Source organism: Candidatus Filomicrobium marinum (assembly GCF_000981545.1).
GTDB classification, from domain to species: domain Bacteria; phylum Pseudomonadota; class Alphaproteobacteria; order Rhizobiales; family Hyphomicrobiaceae; genus Filomicrobium; species Filomicrobium insigne.
Genome location: NZ_LN829119.1, coordinates 3,763,155 through 3,784,185, shown reverse-complemented (window position 1 = coordinate 3,784,185; position 21,031 = coordinate 3,763,155). Strand labels below are relative to the sequence as shown.

Below are 21,031 nucleotides of genomic sequence, written 5' to 3'. Positions count from 1 at the left end.
AGATCCAAAAAATGAAACTGATTTATGATTTCCTGGATCGACCGAACATAAGTGATAGCGCCGTGACAATTAAAAACGGCGCTATTCCAACGACCGCATAGCGCACAACGTGCATAATCACGGCTTGATCATAAGCAGCTTGAGTTCCGGCATCACCGTGGCTGAGGTCCAGGGAAAGATGCGGCCAGCTGACCCAAGCCTCGTAAGCAACTGCACCAGCCCACGCAAGGCACAGTAGAATGGCTATTGCGATCAGAAGGCGTCCCATAAAAAATTCCCCGAATCACTCAGTCAGGATGCGCGGTAGCCTCAGCTAGCCTCGCGGAACTCTTGCGCTGTTTGCAGATCAACCGAAACAAGTTGCGACACGCCCTTTTCAGCCATAGTGACACCGAACAGGCGCTGCATCCGCGTCATCGTCATCGGGTGGTGTGTGATAACAAGGAACCGCGTCGCGGTTTCCTCCGCCATCTTCTCCATCAACGTACAGAACCGGTCGACGTTGGCGTCATCAAGTGGCGCATCGACTTCATCAAGCACACAGATCGGTGACGGATTCGTCAGAAACACGGCGAAGATCAGAGAGAGCGCCGTCAATGTTTGTTCGCCGCCAGACAACAACGAAAGAGTTGCAGGCTTCTTGCCAGGCGGCCGCGCGATAATTTCAAGCCCACCCTCCAGAGGATCGTCTTCCGACTGAACCATCTCAAGGCGCGCTTCACCGCCGCCAAACAGGGTGCCGAACAGCCGCTGGAAATGTCCATCGACGGTCTGGAAAGCTTCATTCAACCGCTTGCGGCCTTCGCGATTGAGCTGACCGATACCCCCGCGCAGCTTGGCAATCGCCTGCTCAACGTCGCCCCGCTCAGATTCCATGCTCGTGAATTGGTCGGAAAGCTGCTCCAGGTCTTCATCCGCCTGCAGATTGACGCCGCCCAGCCGCTCGCGATCCGCTTTCAGGCGGTTCCATTGCCGGTCAACATCGGCCAGCGCTGGTAATGCATCTCCCTCACCAAGCTCAGCGAGCGACAAGCACGCCTCGGGCGTCACATTGAAGGTTTCATGAATACGGTGCGCCTCTTCCTGGCAACGGTTGCGCGCCGCTTCCAGCTTTGCCTCGATGCGCGCACGATCTTCACGTGCAGCACCGACATCACCTTGCGCCTCGCGCAACGCCGAAGCCGCGTCCGTGCGAGCCGCATCGCCACGCTGCAAGGCGTCGCTGGCTTCCTTTTGCTGGCGTTCAGCTTCAGTCAATCCGTCGAGCAACTTCTGACGGCGCGCCTCGATTTGTGCGGGCAGCCCTGCAAGCGTCTCGAGTTCGACACGGGCCTCATCGCGGCGCCCGCTCAATGCCGACATCTGTTCGCCTGAGCCCGCTAGTCGTGTGCGCCAACGTTCGAGGTCCGACGCCAAACTCGCCCTCTTATGAGCCCGCTCCTGACGCGCACGGGTTAAGGCCGCAACGGATGCACGCAAATCAGCGACATGCGCACGTTCTCCCTGCGCCTTTACCAGAATGGCCGAACGTTCCTCTTCAAGCGCCGCGATTGCGGAATCGCTAAAACGTTCGGCGACTGCTGCAGCCTCTGCCGCACGGCTCTCCGCTTCTTCGAGATCACGTTCAGAACTCGTACGTGCGCCCGCGATCGCCGCCAGCTTGCTTTCAATCTCGCGTCGCCGCCGATCGATTTTCTGCAAGGTCGCCTGCGCGGCGGAAAGTTCATTCTGCGCGTTGCGCCAATCCTGCCGCAGCCGCTGCTCTTCACCCTGCACATCTCGCAACAATGCGGCCGCCTGGACTTCTGCTGCGGCATCCCGCTCAGCTTGCTCACGCGCCTGCGTTTCTTCCTGAGCCAACGCTGTAAGCCGGTTACGTTGGCTCAGGCGTTGCGCGGCAGCTGTCATTCCGTGTGACGCCGCAACGAAGCCATCCCAACGCCAAAGATCGCCTTCTCGGCTCACCAACCGTTGCCCCGGCCGCAAGTAAGGCTGCAAATCAGCACCTGCATCGCTCGCAACAACGCCAATCTGCCGAAGCCGTCGTTGCAGCTCAGGCGGCGCTTTGACGTGAGCATCAAGCGGATCGACGCCCTCTGGCAACGGCGGGTCGTTATCATCGCCTTCGATCAACAGCCAATGCACGGCCGCGGCGGAATCGGCTGGCGCGTCAAGGTCATCGCCGAGCGCGGCACCGAGCGCGGCCTCGAAACCGGGAGCCACGCGCACTGAATCGACGATCGCTGGATAGTCACCGCTGTCCGGCACTAACAGACGCGCAAGCGTCTCACGTTCCGTCTTGAGAGCATTGGCCGTCATCCGCGACTGCGACGCGGCTTCGCGGCGCTCCGTCACAGTTTCGGCCAGCCCCTCATGCCTCATTTCCGCATCGCTTGTGCGCTGCTCGATATCGGCAATCAGTTCGCCAAGCCGCGCCACATCCGCCAGCACCCGCTCATGGTCAGCGGCATCATTACCACCACCGCCGATCTCGGAAGCTTGACGGTCCAGCGTCTCCAACTGCGTTTTGACTCGCTCAACGCGCTGGCGCGCCTGCGTCAGAGTGGATTGTGCGCTGTCGCGTTGTGCGCGTTCTTGCGCGACCGCCGCAGTCAAGCGTGAAAGTTCGGCTTCCGTGGCCTCAAGTGCCGCGGCCGCATCTTTAAGATCAACTTCAGCCGACAGAGCCGATGTCTCAGCGTTGGTCTCCTCGCCCTCGATAGCGTCGATCTCTTGTTCGAGCCGGGCGATGGTGTCCACAGCCTCGGTCTTGAGCGCCTCCTCACGCGCCAAGTCGCGTTCCAACTGCGCGATCCGATCTTCGAGTTCCGAAGCCCGCGTCGTTTGCCGTTCCGCCTCGCGTTCGAAATTTTCAGCCTCGATGCGCAGACGCGCCAGCAAGGCGCTCGCTTTCCCATCAGCCTCACGCAGAGGTAACAATTGCGCAGCAGCTTCAGCCTCCGCCCGCAGAGACGCTGCCTCCGCCCGCGTCGCCTCACCCAGCCGAACCAGAACTTCGCGCAGCCGCGCTTCCTCAGCCTCAGCCGCTGCGTAAGCATCACGCCACGTCAGATGCATGAGCAGGGCTTCCGCCCGCGTAATCTCCCGCGAGAGATCTCGATACCGCCGCGCCTGCCGCGCTTGCCGCTTCAATGATTCGATCTGCGAGTTGAGTCCACCGAGCACATCGTTGAGGCGCGCGAGATTGTTTTCCGCAGCCTTCAAGCGCAACTCAGCTTCGTGACGCCGCGAATGCAGGCCCGCGATCCCCGCTGCATCCTCAAGAATTCGGCGACGCGCCTCAGGCTTGGCATTGACGATATCGCCGATCTGCCCCTGACGCACCAGCGCTGGAGAGCGCGATCCGGTTGCCGCGTCTTCGAACAGGATCTTGACGTCGCGAGCACGCGCTTCGCGACCATTGATACGATAAGCAGACCCCGCCTCGCGCTCGATGCGTCGCGTAATCTCGATGGTATCGCTGTCGTTGAATTCGACTGGGGCCAAGCGTTCCGAGTTGTCGATAAAGATCGTCACCTCGGCAAGGTTCCTCGCCGGACGCGAACTCGTACCTGAGAAGATAACGTCGTCCATTGCTGCTGCACGCATGGATTTGTGGGACGTCTCACCCATCACCCAGCGCAGCGCTTCGAGAAGGTTGGACTTGCCACACCCGTTAGGACCGACAACACCAGTCAGTCCCGGTTCGATGACCAGTTCGGTAGGCTCGACAAATGATTTGAAGCCGAGCAGCCTAAGCCGGCTGATGCGCATGAGCCTGAACTCCCCAGCTTCCGCAGACCGAAAGCACTAGGACCGCGAGCCTCGAAAACGAAGCTGCTCTCAATTTCAACGCGTGTCCGCTGTATTCTGTGCGGCTACGGGTACGCCAAGAAGCGGATCAATCATCGCCTTCAAGTCGGCATACGTAAGGACCTTCTTGACCAGCTTATTCTGGACAAAAAAGTTCGGGGTTCCGATCACGCCCAACGTGCGCCCGCGATCCTTGATCCACTCAAGCCCCTCGATCATGGCTTGATTCTTGAGGCAGGCGTCAAATTCTGCACGGCTAAGCCCCACTTGAGCTGCCACCTTGTGGATAGCATCAAGCCGAACCTCCTGGCTTACCCAGGAACCCTGTTGCTCGAGAAACTTGGAGTAGAGGGTGAAATAGGTCTCGGGACGGGCGCATCTCAACGCGATCGTCGCATTGCCCGAAGACCGTCCGATCGGAAATTCGCGAATAATGAACCGCACTTTGCCGCGATCAATGTAATCGCGCTTGAGTTGCGGAAACACCTCTTTTTGAAACTTGCGGCAATATGGGCAGGTGAGCGAGGCGTACTTGACAATCGTCACCGGAGCGTCCCCCCGCCCAAGTGACATTTCCGGCAAAGCCCCCACCTTCATCACCTCGTCCATCGACGGATTGGAGATGATTTGGCGCCCACCATAGGAGGTAGAGCTATGGTCCGCGAACGGGTTAAACGGCGCAGAGGTTTTTGTCTGCTTGCTCGCGCCTAATCCACCGTATGCGCTCGTGGACGATGTTTCGCCTTGGTTCGCGGCGTTGTTGGCCTGCAGCAACTGTTCCGACGCGCAGCCCGCGACGAGCGTCATGACACTGACGACCAAAACAGAAGACATCCGCCTCAACAAGACGACCTCACCCCGCGTTCAAAATAGGATCGATAACTTTGCTGAAGTCTTCGATGGAGGTGCCCCCCGCCAGCTTCTTGCCGTTGATGAAGAACGTCGGTGTCGAGTTAACACCGAACACAGAAGAAGCACGTTCGCGACGCTTCATGATTTTGTCCAAAAGATCTTCGTCTTTCAGGCACGCGTCGAAGCTTTCCTTCGTGAAACCAGCCTGCTTGGCAATTTCCCGCAACGCCGGCACCGGATTGGACTTCACAAACGCCCAATCGGCCTGCTTATCGAAAAGGACGCTGATAAGCGGGAAGGTTTTGTCATCACCTGCGCAGCGTGCAAGCATTGATGCGGCAGCCGCAAGATTGTCCAGCGGAAATTCCCGCATGACAAAATAGATCTTGTTCGTGTCGATGTATTTTTCTTTGAGCTCAGGAAACACGCTTTTATGGAAGCGCGCGCAGTGCCCACAGGTCATCGAAGCATACTCGACCACGGTCACTTTTGCGTCCGGGGAACCTAGAGTCAGATCCTTAAGACCATCGGGCTGCATGAGCTCCGCCACAGGCACTTCGTCCGCCGCCAGCGCAAACCGCGCAGGCACGATCCCGAGGCCGAATGCAACTGCCGCGGTGCCCGCACCGGCGAGAACTGTACGGCGACGAATTCCCTCGGGACGAAAATCGGATTGGGTCAAGGCGAAAGCTCCCTTGTTATTCACGCGATCGTGGCTAGCGTAATGATTGGTCCCGCATTAAGGCAATCTGCCGCTGAATGCCAACTGAATACTTTTTAAGGCGCCATCACGTCCGCGCGATTGAGCGTAGGGCATTCACAAACCTAGCCAAACATCGCCCGTCGCTCACCTTCAATCTGGTGAATAGGATTTCTATCGGGCCGCGTCTTGGCTAAAGCCCTTCTGAAGTCGCATCAGGGCATCCTGCAGAGCCTTATCCGCCACAACAGGCGCTTTGACCGGTTGTTCTGCGGGCGAAGCCGGAGGAGGAGCCGCACGCAGGATATCCGGCGTTTTGCCACCAATCTTCGCCTTCGGCTCAACTTCTACCGGCGCTTGCAGAATGCGCAGGTCGGCAATCGCGCGATACCCAAAATAGACGTTGATCCGCTCAAGGAGTTGCGCAGTAGAATATTGCACGTCGAGCGCCCGCGCCGGATCCACGCGTAGAATCAAGCATGCGCCGGGACGGCCCTCGCATCCACTTTCAACGTCACCGCGGATCGGCACGTTGCGCGGCCATTTGATCCTCTCCGGTCGCGTATAGGTCGCAAGATCCTTGCCTGCGATCGCCGCCCAGTCCGTCAACAAAGCAACTGTTGAAAATCCATACTTCTCGAAGGCCTTTTGCGTCAGTTGCGGTACGAAACTGCCGACGGTCTTAGCGACCGGCATCCCCCATCTGGAGCGCCGCGTGGTTGCCAGAATCGCTTTGCGAGGAGACGATGTCACTGGATCTGCTCCCGATTTTCTGCGGTGCTGGGATAACGGATAGACATCCATTCCCACGAACAGTCACCATGGGTACCATCTGGTAGACGATTCGTGGCTTCCGCCATGGGAGAATGACATGGGCGCTGTTGCTCGTAAGCAACTACCTCTCCGACCTGCCGGGCCGGATACTACGGCGGCCCTGTTAGACTGGTATGATAGTGAAGGCCGCGAGTTGCCATGGCGTAGCCCGCCTGGTCGCAAAGCGGACCCGTATCGTGTGTGGCTCAGCGAAATCATGCTGCAGCAAACAACCGTCAAAGCGGTCATTCCCTATTATCGCGAATTTCTTCGGGCTTGGCCGAACGTCCGCGCCCTGGCGGCCGCCAGTCTCGATGAAGTGCTGACCAAGTGGGCTGGACTTGGCTACTACTCACGCGCACGCAATCTGCATAAATGCGCCATCGCCATTGTGGAGGAACACGGCGGCCGCTTTCCTCGCTCCGAAGCCGCCCTTCGCAAGCTGCCGGGTATCGGCCCCTACACGGCCGCGGCCATTGCCGCCATTGCCTTCAACGAGGAAGCAACCCCGGTAGACGGCAACATCGAACGCGTTATCGCGCGCCTGTTTGCTCTGCGTCTCCCTCTTCCGGCCGCCAAGTCAGAAATCAAACGCCTCGCTTCTACGCTGGTGCCCAGTGACCGTCCCGGAGATTTCGCGCAGGCGATGATGGATCTTGGCGCAACTGTCTGCACGCCCAAGCGGCCATCCTGCCTCATGTGCCCGATTCAGCCCGACTGCCACGGATACGCCAAGGGCATGGCGGAAAGCCTCCCGCTCAAGCTCGCCAAACCCGACCGCCCCTCACGATTCGGCTACGCCTTCCTGGCGCTGAGCGAAGACGGTCACATCCTTCTCCGCCGTCGCCAAGAGGCCGGCCTCCTTGGCGGCATGATGGAAGTCCCCTCGACGGAATGGCGCGATGACTGGCTCTCAGTCGAAGATGCCATGCGCTCAGCCCCATTTAAAACAGACTGGTGGCCGGTCACTGGCACTGTCACACACACATTTACGCACTTCCGCCTGCAGCTGAACGTTTACCGCGCGATCGTACCGGCCGACGCCACGTTAACCTTTTGGTCTGAACCGAACCGCTGCCGCTGGGTGAATCGCCGCGATCTTCACAACGAGGCCCTTCCAAGCCTTATGCGCAAGGTGATTGCACACGCATTGCCACAATAGGAGCGGTGCATCCCAATTTCAGGCTTCGGACAGATGCAGTTTCGAGGCATCGCGAACGGATTTTCCGTCTTCGGCAATGGCCGCTGTTACAAGCTTTAATGCACTTTGCCCCCTGCGCGGTTTCGTCCTATGATACGGGGCCTATGAGGGCTTCACGGTTTCTTGACACCCCCCTGGCCTCTCTCTATGTTCGCGCCGTCAATCAACCCGTCCAGAGGCTGTTTTGTGCCTTGGTTCGAGGACGCGCTCCCATGACAAACGGATCCAAAGGCGACGCACCTGAAAACGGGGCGCCGGACCCTAGGGAAAAGGAAGCGCTCGAACGGCGTTTGGAAGGGTTGGGGCAACGGCTTGATAAAATCAGGTCGGAGGAAGCCGCCAAGGCGGAGGCCGAAGAAGACGCCAGAATTCACAGCCGTGGCATGGCCTACGGCTTGCGGATGGCAAGCGAGCTCGTCGGAGCCGTGCTGGTCGGAGGACTGATCGGGTTTGGGCTCGACACTTTGTTGGGCACGGTACCATGGTTTTTCCTTTTCTTTTTCGTTCTGGGCTTGATCGCCGGCATCCGTAACGTGATACGAGGGTTTGAGCGGCTTCAGGCCGAGATCGCCGCAAAAACACGCGGAGATATCGGAACCGACATCCGCAACAGTGACGACGACGATTGATCGGGAGAGCTACGTGGCATCGACGCATAATGGGGCGGAAGGCGGCATGCCGGATCCTATCCACCAGTTCGAGATCAAACGGCTCCTGCCACTCGAGCTTTTTGGATTGGACGCGTCCTTCACCAATTCTGCGCTTTACATGATCATTACGGTTGCCGTCACATTCGGCTTCCTGATGTACGCAACGCGCGGTCGTTCGCTGGTACCCTCACGTATTCAGTCTCTCGCGGAAATCGCGTACGAATTCATCGCGAAAATGGTACGCGATAGCGCCGGCAAAGCCGGCATGCAGTTTTTTCCGCTCGTGTTCACGCTATTCATGTTCATCTTAATCGCGAACATGATCAGCATGGTGCCGGGCAGTTTCACGGTAATGAGCCATATTGGCGTGACGGCAGCGTTGGCCCTGCTCGTCTTCGCGACGGTTATCATCTCCGGTCTCATCAAGCACGGTTTTGGCTTTCTCAAGCTGTTCGTGCCCTCGGGTGTTCCGATTTACGTTTTGCCGCTGGTTAGCTTGATCGAGATCGTCTCGTTCCTGTCCCGCCCGGTAAGTCACTCGGTGCGTCTGTTTGCCAACATGCTCGCCGGTCACATTACGCTAAAGGTGTTCGGCGGATTTGCAGTCATGCTGATCGGTTCGGGAACCTATGCAGCTTTGACGCCGCTCCCAGTATTCATGGCGATCGCGATTACGGCACTGGAATTCCTCGTGTCATTCCTTCAGGCCTACGTCTTCGCCATGCTGACCTGCATGTACCTTAATGATGCGCTTCATCCCAGCCACTAGGGTTGAAGCCTCGTAACCCGAAATCCAACTCAACAGACCTGTTTTTGAACAAAAGGGAGAAGTCAATGGATCCAGCAGCCGCAAAGCTTATCGGTGCCGGCCTTGCCGCAATTGGCCTGGGCTTCGCCGCTATCGGCGTAGGCAACCTCTTCGGCCAGTTCCTGCAGGGAGCGCTCCGCAATCCGTCGGCTGCCGATGGTCAGTTTGGCCGTCTCATTTTCGGCTTCGCCGTGACCGAAGCACTCGGCATCTTCGCACTGCTGATCGCCTTCCTGCTTCTGTTCACCTGATCATCAAAGTTGCGGCTTGGGGAGTGTGTCGGGGAACCCCGTGTTCCCTTTGGCTCCCCGGGCGGCATCGATATTGGCACGGGCGGAACTTTCCGTCTGGCCTAGGATTCAGGTAAATGACGCGGACACCGAGTTATGGCCACACCTGACAATACCGGCACCGAAATCCCGCACGACGGGGCCCATCCGGTGGCGTTCCCACCTTTGGATGGTTCTACGGTTGCCCCTCAGCTCGTCTGGCTGGCGATCACTTTCGGAGCCCTCTATCTGCTGCTATCGCGCATTGCGCTGCCGCGGATCGGCGAGGTCATCGAGGAGCGGCGCGACCGTATCCAACGTGATCTTGATTCAGCCGAGCGTTTAAAAGGCGAAACCGAACAAGCCTTGGCCGCATACGAACAGGCTTTGGCCGACGCGCGTGCCAATGCAAACGCCATCGCCAAAGAAACCCGCGACCGTCTCGCTCAGCGTGTTGATGCGAAGCAAAAGCAGGTTGATACGGAGATCGAAGCCAAGGTATCCGAGGCCGAACGGCGTATTGATGAAACCCGCACGAAGGCGCTTACGAGCGTTGACGAAATTGCTTCGGGCATCGTCGGACCATTGGTTGCGAACTTGGTCGGAACGTCTCCGTCTGACGACGAAGTCAAAACGGCGCTCGCCAAGCAGTCTGACTGATAAAAGGATCGAACGTTCGCCATGTTGCTAAGCGCTGAGTTCTGGGTCCTCTTCTCCTTTATCGCCTTCATGGCGATTGTGCTCTATCTGCGCGTACCACGCACAGTCGGTTCGGCACTCGATAACCGCGCCGATAAAATCCGTCAGGAACTGGACGACGCACGCCGCCTGCGTGAAGAAGCGCAGGCAATGCTGGCAGATTACCAGCGTAGAGCGCGGGAAGCCGAAGAAGAGGCGAAAAGCATAGTCGACCAGGCCCGCCGCGAGGCTGAAGCTCTCGAAGCGGAAACGGAACTCAAGCTCAAGGATAACCTGGAGCGTAGAACTCGGCTCGCCGAAGAAAAGATTGCACGCGCGGAAGCCCAGGCAATCAGCGAGGTTCGTTCCAAAGCGATCGATGCTGCCGTTGCTGCTGCTGAAGCAATCCTTAGGAACAAGACCTCCGGCCAAAGCGGCAATGAGTTGGTTCAAGACAGCATTCGCAAGCTGTCGAACCGACTGAACTAGGCTACACCGCACGATCACAACAAATACTGAAACGGCCGGACAGCGATGTCCGGCCGTTTCGTTTTGAGATGATCTTGCGGCGTAAAAAAAACGCAACACAACGCGCGAGATGAGCAAGCCGCAATTGGCGGCCCGCCTGCTGGATTCGTAGCGTTTCAGAGTGTAGGTCGGTTATCCGCGAGCCAAGAAGGAGAAGGGAAAGCGTTTCTGCTCTTAGCCTGCCCCAGGGGCTTTTCGGTCGAACGCGACGAACATTTCGTATTCGCCGGGGCGCGCGCCTTGAGCAACATCGAACGAGATTGACTGGACGGCTGAGAAATATCCGATCGGCTGATCCATCACCATGTCGACGGAAACCTGCATGGCGTCGGTGGCCACCTTCTCGCGTTTCGCATCGGTCACGAAGATATGTACGGGCAATGTCACTGGACCTGCCACGCCACTTGGCCCAAGCAGTACCCGACCCGAGATGCCGTATTTCACCGTGACACGACTGCCATCAACCACACATTCGCGAGCTGTCTTTGTGATCTCGCCGCGATGCCGTATCGCAAGGCTATCGCCGACCCGGCCTTCCATATAGATGGTAAGGTTGTTATCGCGCGGCCAAACCTCGAATTTCGGACAACCTGGCGAAATACCTGAGGCACTCGTGGTTGTACCACCCGTCACTTCGGCTTTTGCAGCCGACAGAAGTTGTTCTTCGCTAACCGATTGAACTTGTGACGTCTGCTGGCTAGAGCCGCCAAATCCGCCGGGCCCAAGCCCTGACGTCAAAGAAGGGAGGCCACACCCCCCAAGCGCAGTAACCATAAGTCCAACGGCTAAAACGTGAGCGCTCCGCCGTATTGGTTTTGCCACCGATTGCATCCCGACGCCCCAGTTCCCATAATCGGCCGGAAAATATTGCATTGGCTTGACTGTCCCCCAAGGCCTTGACTTTCGGCCCCCAATGCCATTTCGAGTCACCTCGAACCATCCTATCATGTAACCGGTCCCACAAAGGCGGGGTGCCCATGTAGTCCCCAGCCGTGATAGATCCGATACCTAATGCCTCCGACCGAAACGGTCCGGAAACCAAAGGAAAGAATTCCTGTGCCGCATAAAGCCATCACGATCCTGCTTGCTGCCCCGCGTGGTTTTTGTGCCGGCGTTGATCGGGCAATCAAGATCGTAGAACTTGCTTTGGCTAAGTTCGGCTCACCTGTCTATGTACGCCACGAGATCGTCCACAATCGCTACGTCGTTGACAAATTGAGGGAAAAAGGCGCCATTTTTGTGGAAGAACTGGACGAGATTCCAGTAACGGACCAGCCTGTGATATTTTCGGCACACGGTGTCGCAAAGGTGGTACCCGAAGCTGCAAAGTCCCGAAACCTTTTCGTCATAGACGCCACCTGCCCGCTCGTCTTCAAAGTCCACTTTGAGGCAATCCGCCATCACGAGCACGGATTGGAAGTGCTCCTGATCGGACATGCTGGTCACCCTGAAGTCATCGGCACCATGGGACAGCTTCCGCCCGGTACCGTACATCTGATCGAGACGGTCGGAGATGCGCACGCATTTACTCCTCGCGACCCGACCAAACTCGCTTATGTCACGCAGACAACACTATCGGTGGACGACACCGCAGAAATCTCCGGTGTTTTGCGCAGCCGCTTTCCAGGCATCGTCCATCCTCCAAAGGAAGACATCTGTTACGCCACCACCAACCGGCAGATCGCGGTAAAAGAGATTGCGGGCCGCTGCGACGTCCTCTTCGTCGTGGGGGCGACCTACAGTTCGAATTCGATGCGGCTCGTGGAAGTTGCGGAACGCGCCGGATGCAAAAAGGCGATGCTCGTTCAACGAGCAACAGATATCCCATGGGAGATCATCGAAGACGGGGCCACGGTGGGCCTTTCGGCTGGCGCCTCCGCACCGGAAGTGCTCGTCAACGAAGTGATCAGCGCATTGCGCGAGCGCTTCGATGCAAAACTTGAAACGGTGACCACCGCAGAGGAAAATGTAGCCTTTAATATTCCCCGCGCGCTGCGCGACATACCCGTCGATGCCAACACGTAACGTCTAGGCCGCTCACCAATCCTCCAATTCGAACAACCGCGAAAGCCCTGCGACAAGGACGAACGACCCTCCATGGCGGTCTATACCGAAGTCAGTGATGACGACTTGGCCTCTTTTCTCAGCCGCTATGAAGTCGGCGAATTGCTGTCCTACAAAGGCATTGCCGAAGGCGTTGAAAATACCAACTACATCGTCCACACCACGACAGGCCCATATATCCTGACGCTCTATGAGAAGCGGGTTTCGGCGGACGATCTTCCTTTCTTCCTCGGGCTGATGGAACATCTCGCCGCGCGGCAGGTCACCTGCCCCACGCCCGTGCGTGACCGAACGGGAAACCACCTCGGCGAGTTATGCGGACGAGCAGCCGCACTCGTCACCTTTCTCGAAGGCTTCTGGATACGGCGCCCCAAACCTGAGCATTGCTCCAAGGTCGGTCACGCCCTTGCGCAACTTCATCAGGCAGGCGCTGATTTCAAACTAACCCGCCGCAACGCCCTGAGCACGTGGGATTGGCGTCCTCTCTTTGAACGCTTTGCGTCTGAAGCAGACTCCATCGCGCCCGGCCTAGAAGCGCTGATCAAAGCCGAGCTCGATGTGCTCGAAACCGATTGGCCGCTGGCGCTACCGGAAGGCGTCATCCATGCCGACCTCTTCCCGGACAACGTCTTTTTTCTGGCGAAAGACGTTTCCGGACTGATCGATTTTTATTTCGCCTGCAATGATGCGCTCGCCTACGACATCGCCATTTGTCTAAACGCCTGGTGCTTCGAACAGGATTTTTCGTTCAACGTCACCAAGGCGCGAGCGCTGCTGCGCGGCTACGAAGAAGTACGCAGCCTGACGGAAGACGAGCGCAAAGCCATGCCGCTGCTCGCACGAGGTGCCGCCTTGCGCTTCTTGCTGACACGCTGTTACGACTGGCTCAACCGGCCTGCCGGTGCCGTCGTCAATCCGCATGATCCGATCGACTATCTGCGCCGGCTCCGCTTCCATCAGAGCGTACGTTCAATCGCCGACTACGGTTATGGAGATGGCTCCCGATGAGTTCAGAAAAAACCTCAATGCCATCGGTGGTCATTTACACCGATGGCGCTTGTTCGGGGAATCCAGGTCCTGGCGGCTGGGGCGCCATCCTGATGTCAGGTGAGCACCGCAAGGAACTTTCAGGCGGTGAAGCGCAATCCACGAACAACCGCATGGAGCTGATGGCCGCCATATCGGCGCTGGAAGCTCTCAAGCGCAAAAGCAACGTCGAACTGCACACAGACTCGAACTACGTCAAGAACGGCATCACACAGTGGATTCACGGCTGGAAGCGCAATGGCTGGCGCACTGCGGACAAAAAGCCGGTTAAGAACGCTGAATTGTGGCAGCGCCTCGATGAAATGCGCCAGCGCCACAATGTCGATTGGCATTGGGTGAAAGGTCACGCTGGCCATGTCGAAAATGAACGCGCCGACGAACTGGCCCGCGAAGGGATGCGCCCTTTTCTCAAGGGCGCAAAGCAGACAGCGGGCGATTGACCTACATATCAATCGCCCCCTCGCCATCACGTCTCGCTTAGATGCTGTTTCCAATCATCGAGCACAGCGTATCCGCACTCGATTTGTCATGGACCGGCGGCGCATCATCAATATTGAGAATCTTCACGACACCGTCTTCCACGAGCATAGAGTAGCGCTTGGAACGCACACCTAATCCGTGCGCAGAAAGATCAATATCGAGGCCGAGCTTCTTTGCGAATTCCGCACTACCGTCCGCGAGCATCTGCACTTTGCCGCTCGCACCAGTTTGCTCCGCCCAATTGTTGAGGACGAAAGCGTCGTTGACGGCCGTGCAGGCAATCGCAACGACGCCCTTTGCTTTGATTTCATCGAGACGAGCAAGAAAGCCCGGCATGTGCTGCTTGTGGCACGTCGGTGTGAACGCACCCGGCACCGCAAACAGAGCGACCTTCTTCCCACCAAAGACATCGTTGGTGGTGACCTTATGCGGCCCTTCAGCCCCCATCACAAAGAAAGTCGCGTCAGGCAAGCGGTCGCCAACACTGATACTCATGAGCTGTCTCCTCCGGAAAAAAGACGCGACACGATCAGGTCGCGCATAGTTGGAAAGGCGTCGCGGAAAACATAAACCAAGCCCTACCGCGCAACCAGCTTTCAATCGAAAGCCCAGAACGCAAGCATCACTTGACGACGAATGTTGCCTCTGACTGCCCTTCAGCTCCCACAAGGGTTAAACGAATAGTTTTGCCCTTCAGCTTGGACACGTCATCAGCTTCTCGAAGGTCGATCTCAAAACGGCTCGCGGTCGTGCTTCCTTCCTGCATTCGGGCCGGCATAGGGAGATAGAAGTCGTCCGATGCTTCCGCAAAAACATCACCCTCATGCGCAGCTGAGCCAAAATCAACATCGAGAAGAATACGAGGCTGATCACCCGAAAGATGAACCTCATGTTGCACAAGCTTGGGGTCACCTACCTTGGCGGACGCCTCACTACGGGGAATAAGATCGAGTGCCTTTTGCAGGAGAGAAGGCAGTCCCACTTGAGCTTGACGGGGTACGTTCACCGTCAACTCCTGCTCCACTGGGACGCAGATGTCGGCACAGATGCCAAAGTTGAACTTCACGCGAAGTTCCACATCCTGATCTGGATCCGCCGGTCGCACCAGAACGGGCATCACGACATTTCCTTTGTACCCGATCGTTTCACCCGCCGGATCGCGAAAACGTTTGGGCGCCGGATAAAGAACTTCCGTGTTCGCGACATTGCCCGACCCCGACCAGTCGAATTCGGGTGGGACGCCGCCAGCGTCCCCAGGATTACGCCAATAGGTTTTCCAACCAGGTTGAAGTGCGACTTGTATACCCGCAACGATGTCCTGTCCGTTATCTCCACGGCGCGCAGCGATCAAACGGACTTGAGACATATGCGCCTCGTGCCAGGGAGACGACAACTCTGCCGTCTGCCCCGTAGCACTCAAAGTCACGGTGGCCGTCACAAGCGCTGCGCTCAGCAAAGCGACGCGGTGAACGTGTCCGGAGAAACCGGCATCATTCATGGGATTTCCCTTGTTAAGCGTATCGGCGCCATCCGTATCCGGTGAGGTTATGCACACTGTCGCGACGGCGACATTCAGTGTCAAATAAGACGCAGGTAACCGACAAGTCACGTCTTACTGAAGCCGCTCCCAGCGCACGCACGCTCCACACTTGCCGTGGCAACCACACCAAAATGCGGCTTAGAACAACAAATTACAACGCACCCTGAATTATAGGCTCTATAGCACGCCCAACGATTCAGTCTTCACAGGGCGCCAGCCGCAGAGTTAGTCTAACGTATGTCGACTCTGCGCTCACTGCCGCTCGACGGCGCACATTCATTCCTTGACGGCCAACTTCTGGTCGCCATGCCATTGATGACAGACACGCGTTTTGCGCGCTCTGTGATCTATCTGTGCGCCCATTCCGAAGACGGTGCCATGGGTCTGATCATCAATCAAACAGCACCGAACATCTCCTTTCCCGACCTTCTCGATAGGCTCGACATAATGCCTGGCGAAGGCAGCCATTCATGGCAACCTGATGCACTTGCGTCCATGCCAATTCACGTCGGCGGACCTGTGGAAACCGGTCGCGGGTTCGTGCTCCATAGCTCGGATTACTTCGTGTCCGAATCCACGCTCTCCATAAACGAAGGTATCTGCCTGACGGCAACTCTAGACATTCTGAAAGCAATTGCCGATGGCCGCGGCCCTTCGCGGGCCATCCTCGCACTAGGCTATGCAGGATGGTCTCCAGGCCAGTTGGAAGATGAGATCCAGGCGAACGGCTGGCTGCACTGTCCGCCGGACCCCGACATTATCTTCTCGCCCGACCCACATGCGAAATACCAAAGAGCAATGGCGAAGATCGGGATTGATCCATCGCATCTCGTTGCCGATGCCGGCCACGCCTGACATCGAGCGCCATCTCACCTGATTTCAATGATGTAAATGTGGTATCGGCAGTCAAACCATGCGGACCCGCATTCGCGCCCGCACTGCAATCACTTATCACCAAGCTTGCCATTGGGCGTAGCGGCCTTCTGTGACGGGCCACGAGCCGCGCTATCGCTACGTGGACGTGGCGTCCCGGCAAGCCGCGCCAAGCTTTCTGCGATACCTGGTGGCAATGAGCTGTAGTCCGGCGGAGCCGCAACGGGCTGCACCGGCCTTTCCGCACCATTAGGAACACCATTTCCTGCAGGCGTAACTGGCGGTGCTGTCACCGGCACCTCTGCCCCAGCCATCGCCACGTTGAGCGGCTGCGTCTGCCCAGTGCTGACAGGCGGGCGCGGCGACTGAACCGCTGGACCGTTGTTCATACGGGGCCGCCCATTGGCTGCAGCGGATGGCGATGGTGGCGGCGGCGGGCGATGACCGACCGCTCGGCTACCCGCACTGCCTCCAGGAGGAGCAGATTGAATTGGAGGAGGTTGAGATACCCCCGCCCCATTCTGCGCCCCCCCCCGCCCATGACTAAATGGCGGTGCCGAAGGAGGTTGAGGTGGAGACGAAGGAGCGATCCCCGCATTGCCGTTTCGTCCGGTTGACGTTGGCTGGGACAGGTTTGAAGGATAGCCACCGTTGGAGCCGGCTCCCGAAGCTGACGAACTTACCGGCGGAGGCGGTGTCAAAGGCGGCGGTGATGACGAGGCTCTTGGCGCCGATTGCGGCGCTGCCTGCCCCCCGTGCGCGGCTTGGGCAAGCGATTGAGCCAGTGTCGGCTGCGACGGCGCGACCGGAGGCGCTAACGCCGGATGGGTAGCGCTAGAAATCTGACGATTATCGCCAACGCTCCCCGTTGGTAACATACCACCGCGAAGCAAGGGCCGTTCCCGGCCATTGCCGCGTGCTGCAATTGGCGGTGGACCAGTAACCTCAGCAGGAGGCGGCACTTCACGTAAGGGTATAGAGCCCGGGTCACCGCGACTAGGCGCTTGTCCGTTCGCAGCCACCACCGCAGTTTTCTTCGGCGACGAAGGCTTCGGCGCTTTCGGTGCGGCCTCAACGTGTACGGAAGCCTTCTTGCGATCCTTTTTGCTCTTTGACTTCGGCTTGAAGAGGTTGCGCGCTTCGATCTTGCGCTCGGATTTGGCAATGATGCGTAACAACGCGATCACATCATCCGCTGGCATCGGGTCGCCGTAGTAGAAGCCCTGGCCATACTCACAGCCGATCGAGCGCAGGAACACCACGTCATCTGGCTCCTCGATCCCTTCCGCCACAACTTTCTTACCGAGCTCATGGGACAGCGCCACGATAGAGCGCACAATGGCACTTCCTGTACCTTCGCTCCCGCCACCGTTTTGCACCAAGCCACCGTCGATCTTGATCGTATCAACGGGGAAGCGTTGCAAATAAGCAAACGAGGAATACCCCGTGCCGAATTCATCGAGCGCGATCTCGACACCCGTTCCCCTCAGCACGTCGAGCATCTCGGTGGCCTGCTCAGGACTTTCCATAACCAGGGGTTCGCTGACCTCGAAACGGAGGCAGTTCACCGGGACGATTCCCTGACCGATGATGTGACGCAGCTCTTGAATGAAATCCTGTTTGAAGAGCTGCCGACAAGAAACGTTAACCGAAACGAACAGGGGCGACTCGTGTCGCGGCAATATCTTCTGCCAACTGGCAGCCGTATGTGCAGCCTTCGTCAGGACATGCGTGGAAAGCTTGATAATAAGATCGGAGTTCTCGGCCAGGGGTACAAAAGTCGCCGGCGACAATAGTCCTTCACGCGGGTGCTCCCAGCGAACGATGGCCTCAAACCCGGCAAGATCCTCAGTCGGAAGATAAACGATCGGTTGGAAGAATACCTTAAGCTGATCCTTCTCGACCGCCTTACGTAACTCGGCTTCCATCGCCGCCCGATCATCGCGGCTCGAACGCATCTCTGGGCGGAAAATCTCGATACGATCCGCACCGCTGCGCTTCGCTCGATACATCGCAATCTGAGCTTCCTTCAGAAGCTCATCTGGGCCACGCTCTTCTCCATCGTAAACCGAGACACCTAGCGATCCCGTGAGAACGATTTCCTTCCCTGCGATCTTGATCGGCGAACGCAAAGACCGCCGGATCCTCTCAGCCAACCCAGCCAGATCCCGGGCGCTCTGCTCGTTCAAAATCAGAATAGCGAACTGATCACCACCAAGCCGCGCCAGAGTATCCTGCGGCCCAAGATGCCGACTCAAACGCCGCGCCACTGTCAACAGCAGGCTATCGCCTACGACAAGACCAAGGGAGGCATTAACGCTTTTGAACTTGTCGAGATCGATACAGATGACCGTAGGCCGTACGGCAGCTTCACTAGCCGCACGCATACAGGCTGTCCCAAGACGGTCGAGAAAGAGTTCCCGGTTGGGAAGATTGGTAAGACCGCAGTGTACCGCATTGTGCAGAAGCCGCTCCTGGGCGCGCTTGCTTTCTGTGATATCGCGCATCAAACCAACGCAACGCACATCACGCCGGTCCGACGTTTCAATGCTCGCCGCGTCCAACTCATACCAGCGATACGAGTTGTCGCTGTGGCGCAAACGGAAATCGATACGGATCTTACCGCCAGCGCGTTCCTGCACGGACCAGAGCATAAGACGGAATTTCTCACGATCTGCCGTATGTAGGTGCGGAATGAAGTCTTCGACCTTACAGGTCAACTCGCCGCCGTTGAGCCCCAACGCAGCTTCGATAATCGGGCTAACCTTGACCTCATCGCGACGCGCATTCCATTCCCACGTTGCTGCACCGGCCCCCTCGACCGCGAGCGCCTGTCGCTGCTGTTGACTGGGCGAGGCGCCATACACCGGCTCTAAAGAGCGGAACGCAAACTGCGTAACCGTGAAACCGATCATCAAAACGATCAGAACCAAACCTGCTGCGAGGCCAGCTTCAATAACATCGCCCGACATCCTGCCGGTAAGCGTTACCGCTGTGCCAAAAACCCATACGAGGAAGATGATCCAAGTCGGTATGATCGACAGGGCCCGATCCTGACCTCGGAAAGCGAGGAACAGTATGATCGCAGCCCCCACACCGCCGATCACACAGAACGACAGGCGTGCAAACGTTGAAGCCAGACGCGGATCGACAACGGCAACCGCAACAAGCGCGAGCTGAGCCAGCATCCACACGCCAAAGAGCATGCGCACAAGCCCGTGACTTAAGCCCAGCCTGAGAAATGTGTGGAGGAAGATGACAAGACTGGCCGCAATCGACGCTTCACCCGCCGCGCGATAAACCGCGTTATCCTCAGGCCGCAAGTTGAACAGCTTATGGAAAAAGCCGAAATCGACGCACAGATAGACGAGCACACACCAAGCGACGAGTGCCGCGGACGGAAAGATCGCTTTGTGGTTCGCGGCAAAGATCGCCGTCAGAAAGATCGCCAATAGACCGGTCAGACCGAGCAACGCTCCGTTAAAGAGCTGCCGTTCGCGTACCTCAAGCTCATATGCCAATGGCTTCCATAGAAAGATCCGCGAAAAGCGCTCGGACGAAAGCTCAGCGACAAACGTGATCGTTTGGCCAGGTTCTAGCGTGATGCGGAACACGTCGGCCCGGTCGCTGTTCACACGCTCAGGCACAAAGCCGATTGATGGCGTCACCGCCTCAATGCGCCGGGCATCAAGATCCGGCCAGACCGTTCCGGAACCGACCACCGTGTAGCGATCTGCCGTAAGCCATCGCTCCATATCGGTATTGGTCGGGTTAGTCAGCGCGAAGACAATCCAGCTTGGATTAACCCCTGGCGTAGCCGCTTTGACGCTCATGCGCCCGACAACACCATCAAGCCCAGGTGCAGTTTCGACCTGCAGGCTGTCGCCGCGATTGTCGTAAAATTCGCCGTCGGTGGTTATCTCGATGCGATCCTGATCGGAACCGACCGTAATCGCCTTAAGCGCCGAAGCCGGGGATGTCGCAATGAGATTGGCGCAGCAAACCACAAGAACAGCCACTGCCAAGCTCAGCAGCCGCGCCGTGCTACAGCGCACGCCCGCGAGCACGGCGCCCGGCCATCCGGCTCGATCAGGTTGCTGATGCCTCATTCGTCGCCTGTCCCCCTGGCGATATCTTCAGCAAGAAGCGCAAACAGGACGTGATCCTGCCATACGCCATTGATCTTCAAATACCGCCGCGCGAGCCCCTCGCGCACGAATCCCACCCGTTGCAACACATTTATGGACCCAGTATTGGACGGCATCGAGGCAGCCTCAATCCTGTGTAACCGCAATTCGTCGAATGCGTAGTGGACAGCGGTACGTACCGCATCTGTCATAAACCCACGCCCGACAAACGGAAGACCAAGCCAATATCCAAGAGACGCCGCCTGAGTCACACCGCGACGCACATTCGTCAGCGTCAATCCACCGTACAGCTCACGCCCGTGCTCGTTGAAGACACCAAACGCGTACCCTGCATCATCGCGTGCTTCACGTTGATAGTGCCGAACCCGACGCCGAAACGAGGTTCGTGTGAGATCATCATGCGGCCAAACTGGCTCCCACGGCCTGAGATGCTCACGGCTCCGCGCCCGTAACTGGGCCCAAAGCATATAATCTGACGTCAAATAAGGCCGCAGCAGGACACGCCCACCGCGCACCGCAATCTGTATATCGTTTCCCAGGCCCACCTTAAGGAAAGCCACGGCCCGA

Annotated in this window: 20 protein-coding genes; 10 read left to right on the top strand and 10 right to left on the bottom strand. The window is 57.9% G+C overall.

Annotated elements, in window-relative coordinates:
• Positions 1 to 22: 22 nt before the first annotated feature.
• The 5 genes from YBN1229_RS17660 to YBN1229_RS17640 all read right to left on the bottom strand — a co-directional run bounded on the left by YBN1229_RS17660 (position 23) and on the right by YBN1229_RS17640 (position 6,118).
• A complete protein-coding gene (locus YBN1229_RS17660) occupies positions 23 to 268 on the bottom strand; it encodes a hypothetical protein (RefSeq protein WP_046479485.1) in 246 nt (81 codons plus the stop codon).
• A 41-nt stretch (positions 269 to 309) separates the two neighbouring features.
• Positions 310 to 3,774, bottom strand: coding sequence for a chromosome segregation protein SMC (gene smc, locus YBN1229_RS17655; protein WP_046479484.1), 3,465 nt, complete (start codon positions 3,772 to 3,774; stop codon positions 310 to 312).
• A 75-nt stretch (positions 3,775 to 3,849) separates the two neighbouring features.
• Positions 3,850 to 4,647, bottom strand: a complete 798-nt coding sequence (locus YBN1229_RS17650) for a DsbA family protein (protein ID WP_046479483.1) — start codon at positions 4,645 to 4,647, stop codon at positions 3,850 to 3,852.
• Positions 4,648 to 4,666: 19 nt separating this feature from the next.
• Positions 4,667 to 5,347: a DsbA family protein gene (locus YBN1229_RS17645; RefSeq protein WP_244464961.1), complete on the bottom strand. Its 681-nt coding sequence runs from the start codon at positions 5,345 to 5,347 to the stop codon at positions 4,667 to 4,669.
• 192 nt (positions 5,348 to 5,539) lie between these two features.
• On the bottom strand, positions 5,540 to 6,118 hold the full coding sequence (locus YBN1229_RS17640; RefSeq protein ID WP_160298735.1) for a DUF721 domain-containing protein: 579 nt from the start codon (positions 6,116 to 6,118) through the stop codon (positions 5,540 to 5,542).
• Positions 6,119 to 6,236: 118 nt separating this feature from the next.
• Here YBN1229_RS17640 and mutY point away from each other — a divergent pair, with 118 nt between their 5' ends.
• The 6 genes from mutY (at position 6,237) to YBN1229_RS17610 (ending at position 10,273) form a co-directional block, all read left to right on the top strand.
• Positions 6,237 to 7,340, top strand: coding sequence for an A/G-specific adenine glycosylase (gene mutY, locus YBN1229_RS17635; RefSeq protein ID WP_046479482.1), 1,104 nt, complete (start codon positions 6,237 to 6,239; stop codon positions 7,338 to 7,340).
• Between the two features lie 251 nt (positions 7,341 to 7,591).
• The gene (locus tag YBN1229_RS17630) at positions 7,592 to 8,008 is read left to right on the top strand and encodes an AtpZ/AtpI family protein (protein ID WP_046479481.1); all 417 of its coding nucleotides are present in this window, start codon (positions 7,592 to 7,594) and stop codon (positions 8,006 to 8,008) included.
• A 46-nt stretch (positions 8,009 to 8,054) separates the two neighbouring features.
• Complete coding sequence (locus YBN1229_RS17625; protein ID WP_046480794.1) at positions 8,055 to 8,798, top strand: F0F1 ATP synthase subunit A; 744 nt, start codon at positions 8,055 to 8,057, stop codon at positions 8,796 to 8,798.
• 65 nt (positions 8,799 to 8,863) lie between these two features.
• On the top strand, positions 8,864 to 9,088 hold the full coding sequence (locus tag YBN1229_RS17620; RefSeq protein ID WP_046479480.1) for a F0F1 ATP synthase subunit C: 225 nt from the start codon (positions 8,864 to 8,866) through the stop codon (positions 9,086 to 9,088).
• A gap of 135 nt (positions 9,089 to 9,223) precedes the next feature.
• A complete protein-coding gene (locus YBN1229_RS17615) occupies positions 9,224 to 9,766 on the top strand; it encodes a hypothetical protein (protein WP_046479479.1) in 543 nt (180 codons plus the stop codon).
• Positions 9,767 to 9,787: 21 nt separating this feature from the next.
• Positions 9,788 to 10,273, top strand: coding sequence for a hypothetical protein (locus YBN1229_RS17610; RefSeq protein WP_046479478.1), 486 nt, complete (start codon positions 9,788 to 9,790; stop codon positions 10,271 to 10,273).
• Positions 10,274 to 10,486: 213 nt separating this feature from the next.
• Here the strand turns inward: YBN1229_RS17610 and YBN1229_RS17605 are convergent, their stop codons facing one another.
• Positions 10,487 to 11,143, bottom strand: a complete 657-nt coding sequence (locus YBN1229_RS17605) for a hypothetical protein (RefSeq protein WP_082101289.1) — start codon at positions 11,141 to 11,143, stop codon at positions 10,487 to 10,489.
• Positions 11,144 to 11,323: 180 nt separating this feature from the next.
• Between YBN1229_RS17605 and ispH the strand changes: the two genes are divergently transcribed.
• The 3 genes from ispH (at position 11,324) to rnhA (ending at position 13,863) form a co-directional block, all read left to right on the top strand.
• On the top strand, positions 11,324 to 12,337 hold the full coding sequence (gene ispH, locus YBN1229_RS17600; protein ID WP_046479476.1) for a 4-hydroxy-3-methylbut-2-enyl diphosphate reductase: 1,014 nt from the start codon (positions 11,324 to 11,326) through the stop codon (positions 12,335 to 12,337).
• A gap of 72 nt (positions 12,338 to 12,409) precedes the next feature.
• Positions 12,410 to 13,384 carry a homoserine kinase gene (locus tag YBN1229_RS17595; protein ID WP_046479475.1) on the top strand — a complete coding sequence of 325 codons (975 nt, stop codon included), beginning with the start codon at positions 12,410 to 12,412 and terminating at the stop codon, positions 13,382 to 13,384.
• Positions 13,385 to 13,401: 17 nt separating this feature from the next.
• Positions 13,402 to 13,863: a ribonuclease HI gene (rnhA, locus tag YBN1229_RS17590; protein ID WP_046480791.1), complete on the top strand. Its 462-nt coding sequence runs from the start codon at positions 13,402 to 13,404 to the stop codon at positions 13,861 to 13,863.
• A gap of 37 nt (positions 13,864 to 13,900) precedes the next feature.
• Here the strand turns inward: rnhA and YBN1229_RS17585 are convergent, their stop codons facing one another.
• Positions 13,901 to 14,398, bottom strand: coding sequence for a peroxiredoxin (locus YBN1229_RS17585; RefSeq protein WP_046479474.1), 498 nt, complete (start codon positions 14,396 to 14,398; stop codon positions 13,901 to 13,903).
• Between the two features lie 127 nt (positions 14,399 to 14,525).
• Complete coding sequence (locus tag YBN1229_RS17580; protein WP_046479473.1) at positions 14,526 to 15,401, bottom strand: protein-disulfide reductase DsbD domain-containing protein; 876 nt, start codon at positions 15,399 to 15,401, stop codon at positions 14,526 to 14,528.
• A gap of 279 nt (positions 15,402 to 15,680) precedes the next feature.
• Here YBN1229_RS17580 and YBN1229_RS17575 point away from each other — a divergent pair, with 279 nt between their 5' ends.
• Entirely contained in the window at positions 15,681 to 16,298 is a 618-nt protein-coding gene (locus YBN1229_RS17575) for a YqgE/AlgH family protein (protein WP_046479472.1), read from the top strand.
• A gap of 89 nt (positions 16,299 to 16,387) precedes the next feature.
• On the opposite strand, the gene YBN1229_RS17570 is transcribed toward YBN1229_RS17575, so the two are convergent.
• Together YBN1229_RS17570 and YBN1229_RS17565 are read right to left on the bottom strand one after the other, a co-directional pair.
• Entirely contained in the window at positions 16,388 to 20,425 is a 4,038-nt protein-coding gene (locus YBN1229_RS17570) for an EAL domain-containing protein (protein WP_082101200.1), read from the bottom strand.
• On the bottom strand, positions 20,422 to 21,024 hold the full coding sequence (locus tag YBN1229_RS17565; RefSeq protein ID WP_046479471.1) for a GNAT family N-acetyltransferase: 603 nt from the start codon (positions 21,022 to 21,024) through the stop codon (positions 20,422 to 20,424). The genes YBN1229_RS17570 and YBN1229_RS17565 overlap by 4 nt, the downstream gene beginning before the upstream one ends.
• Positions 21,025 to 21,031: the final 7 nt, after the last annotated feature.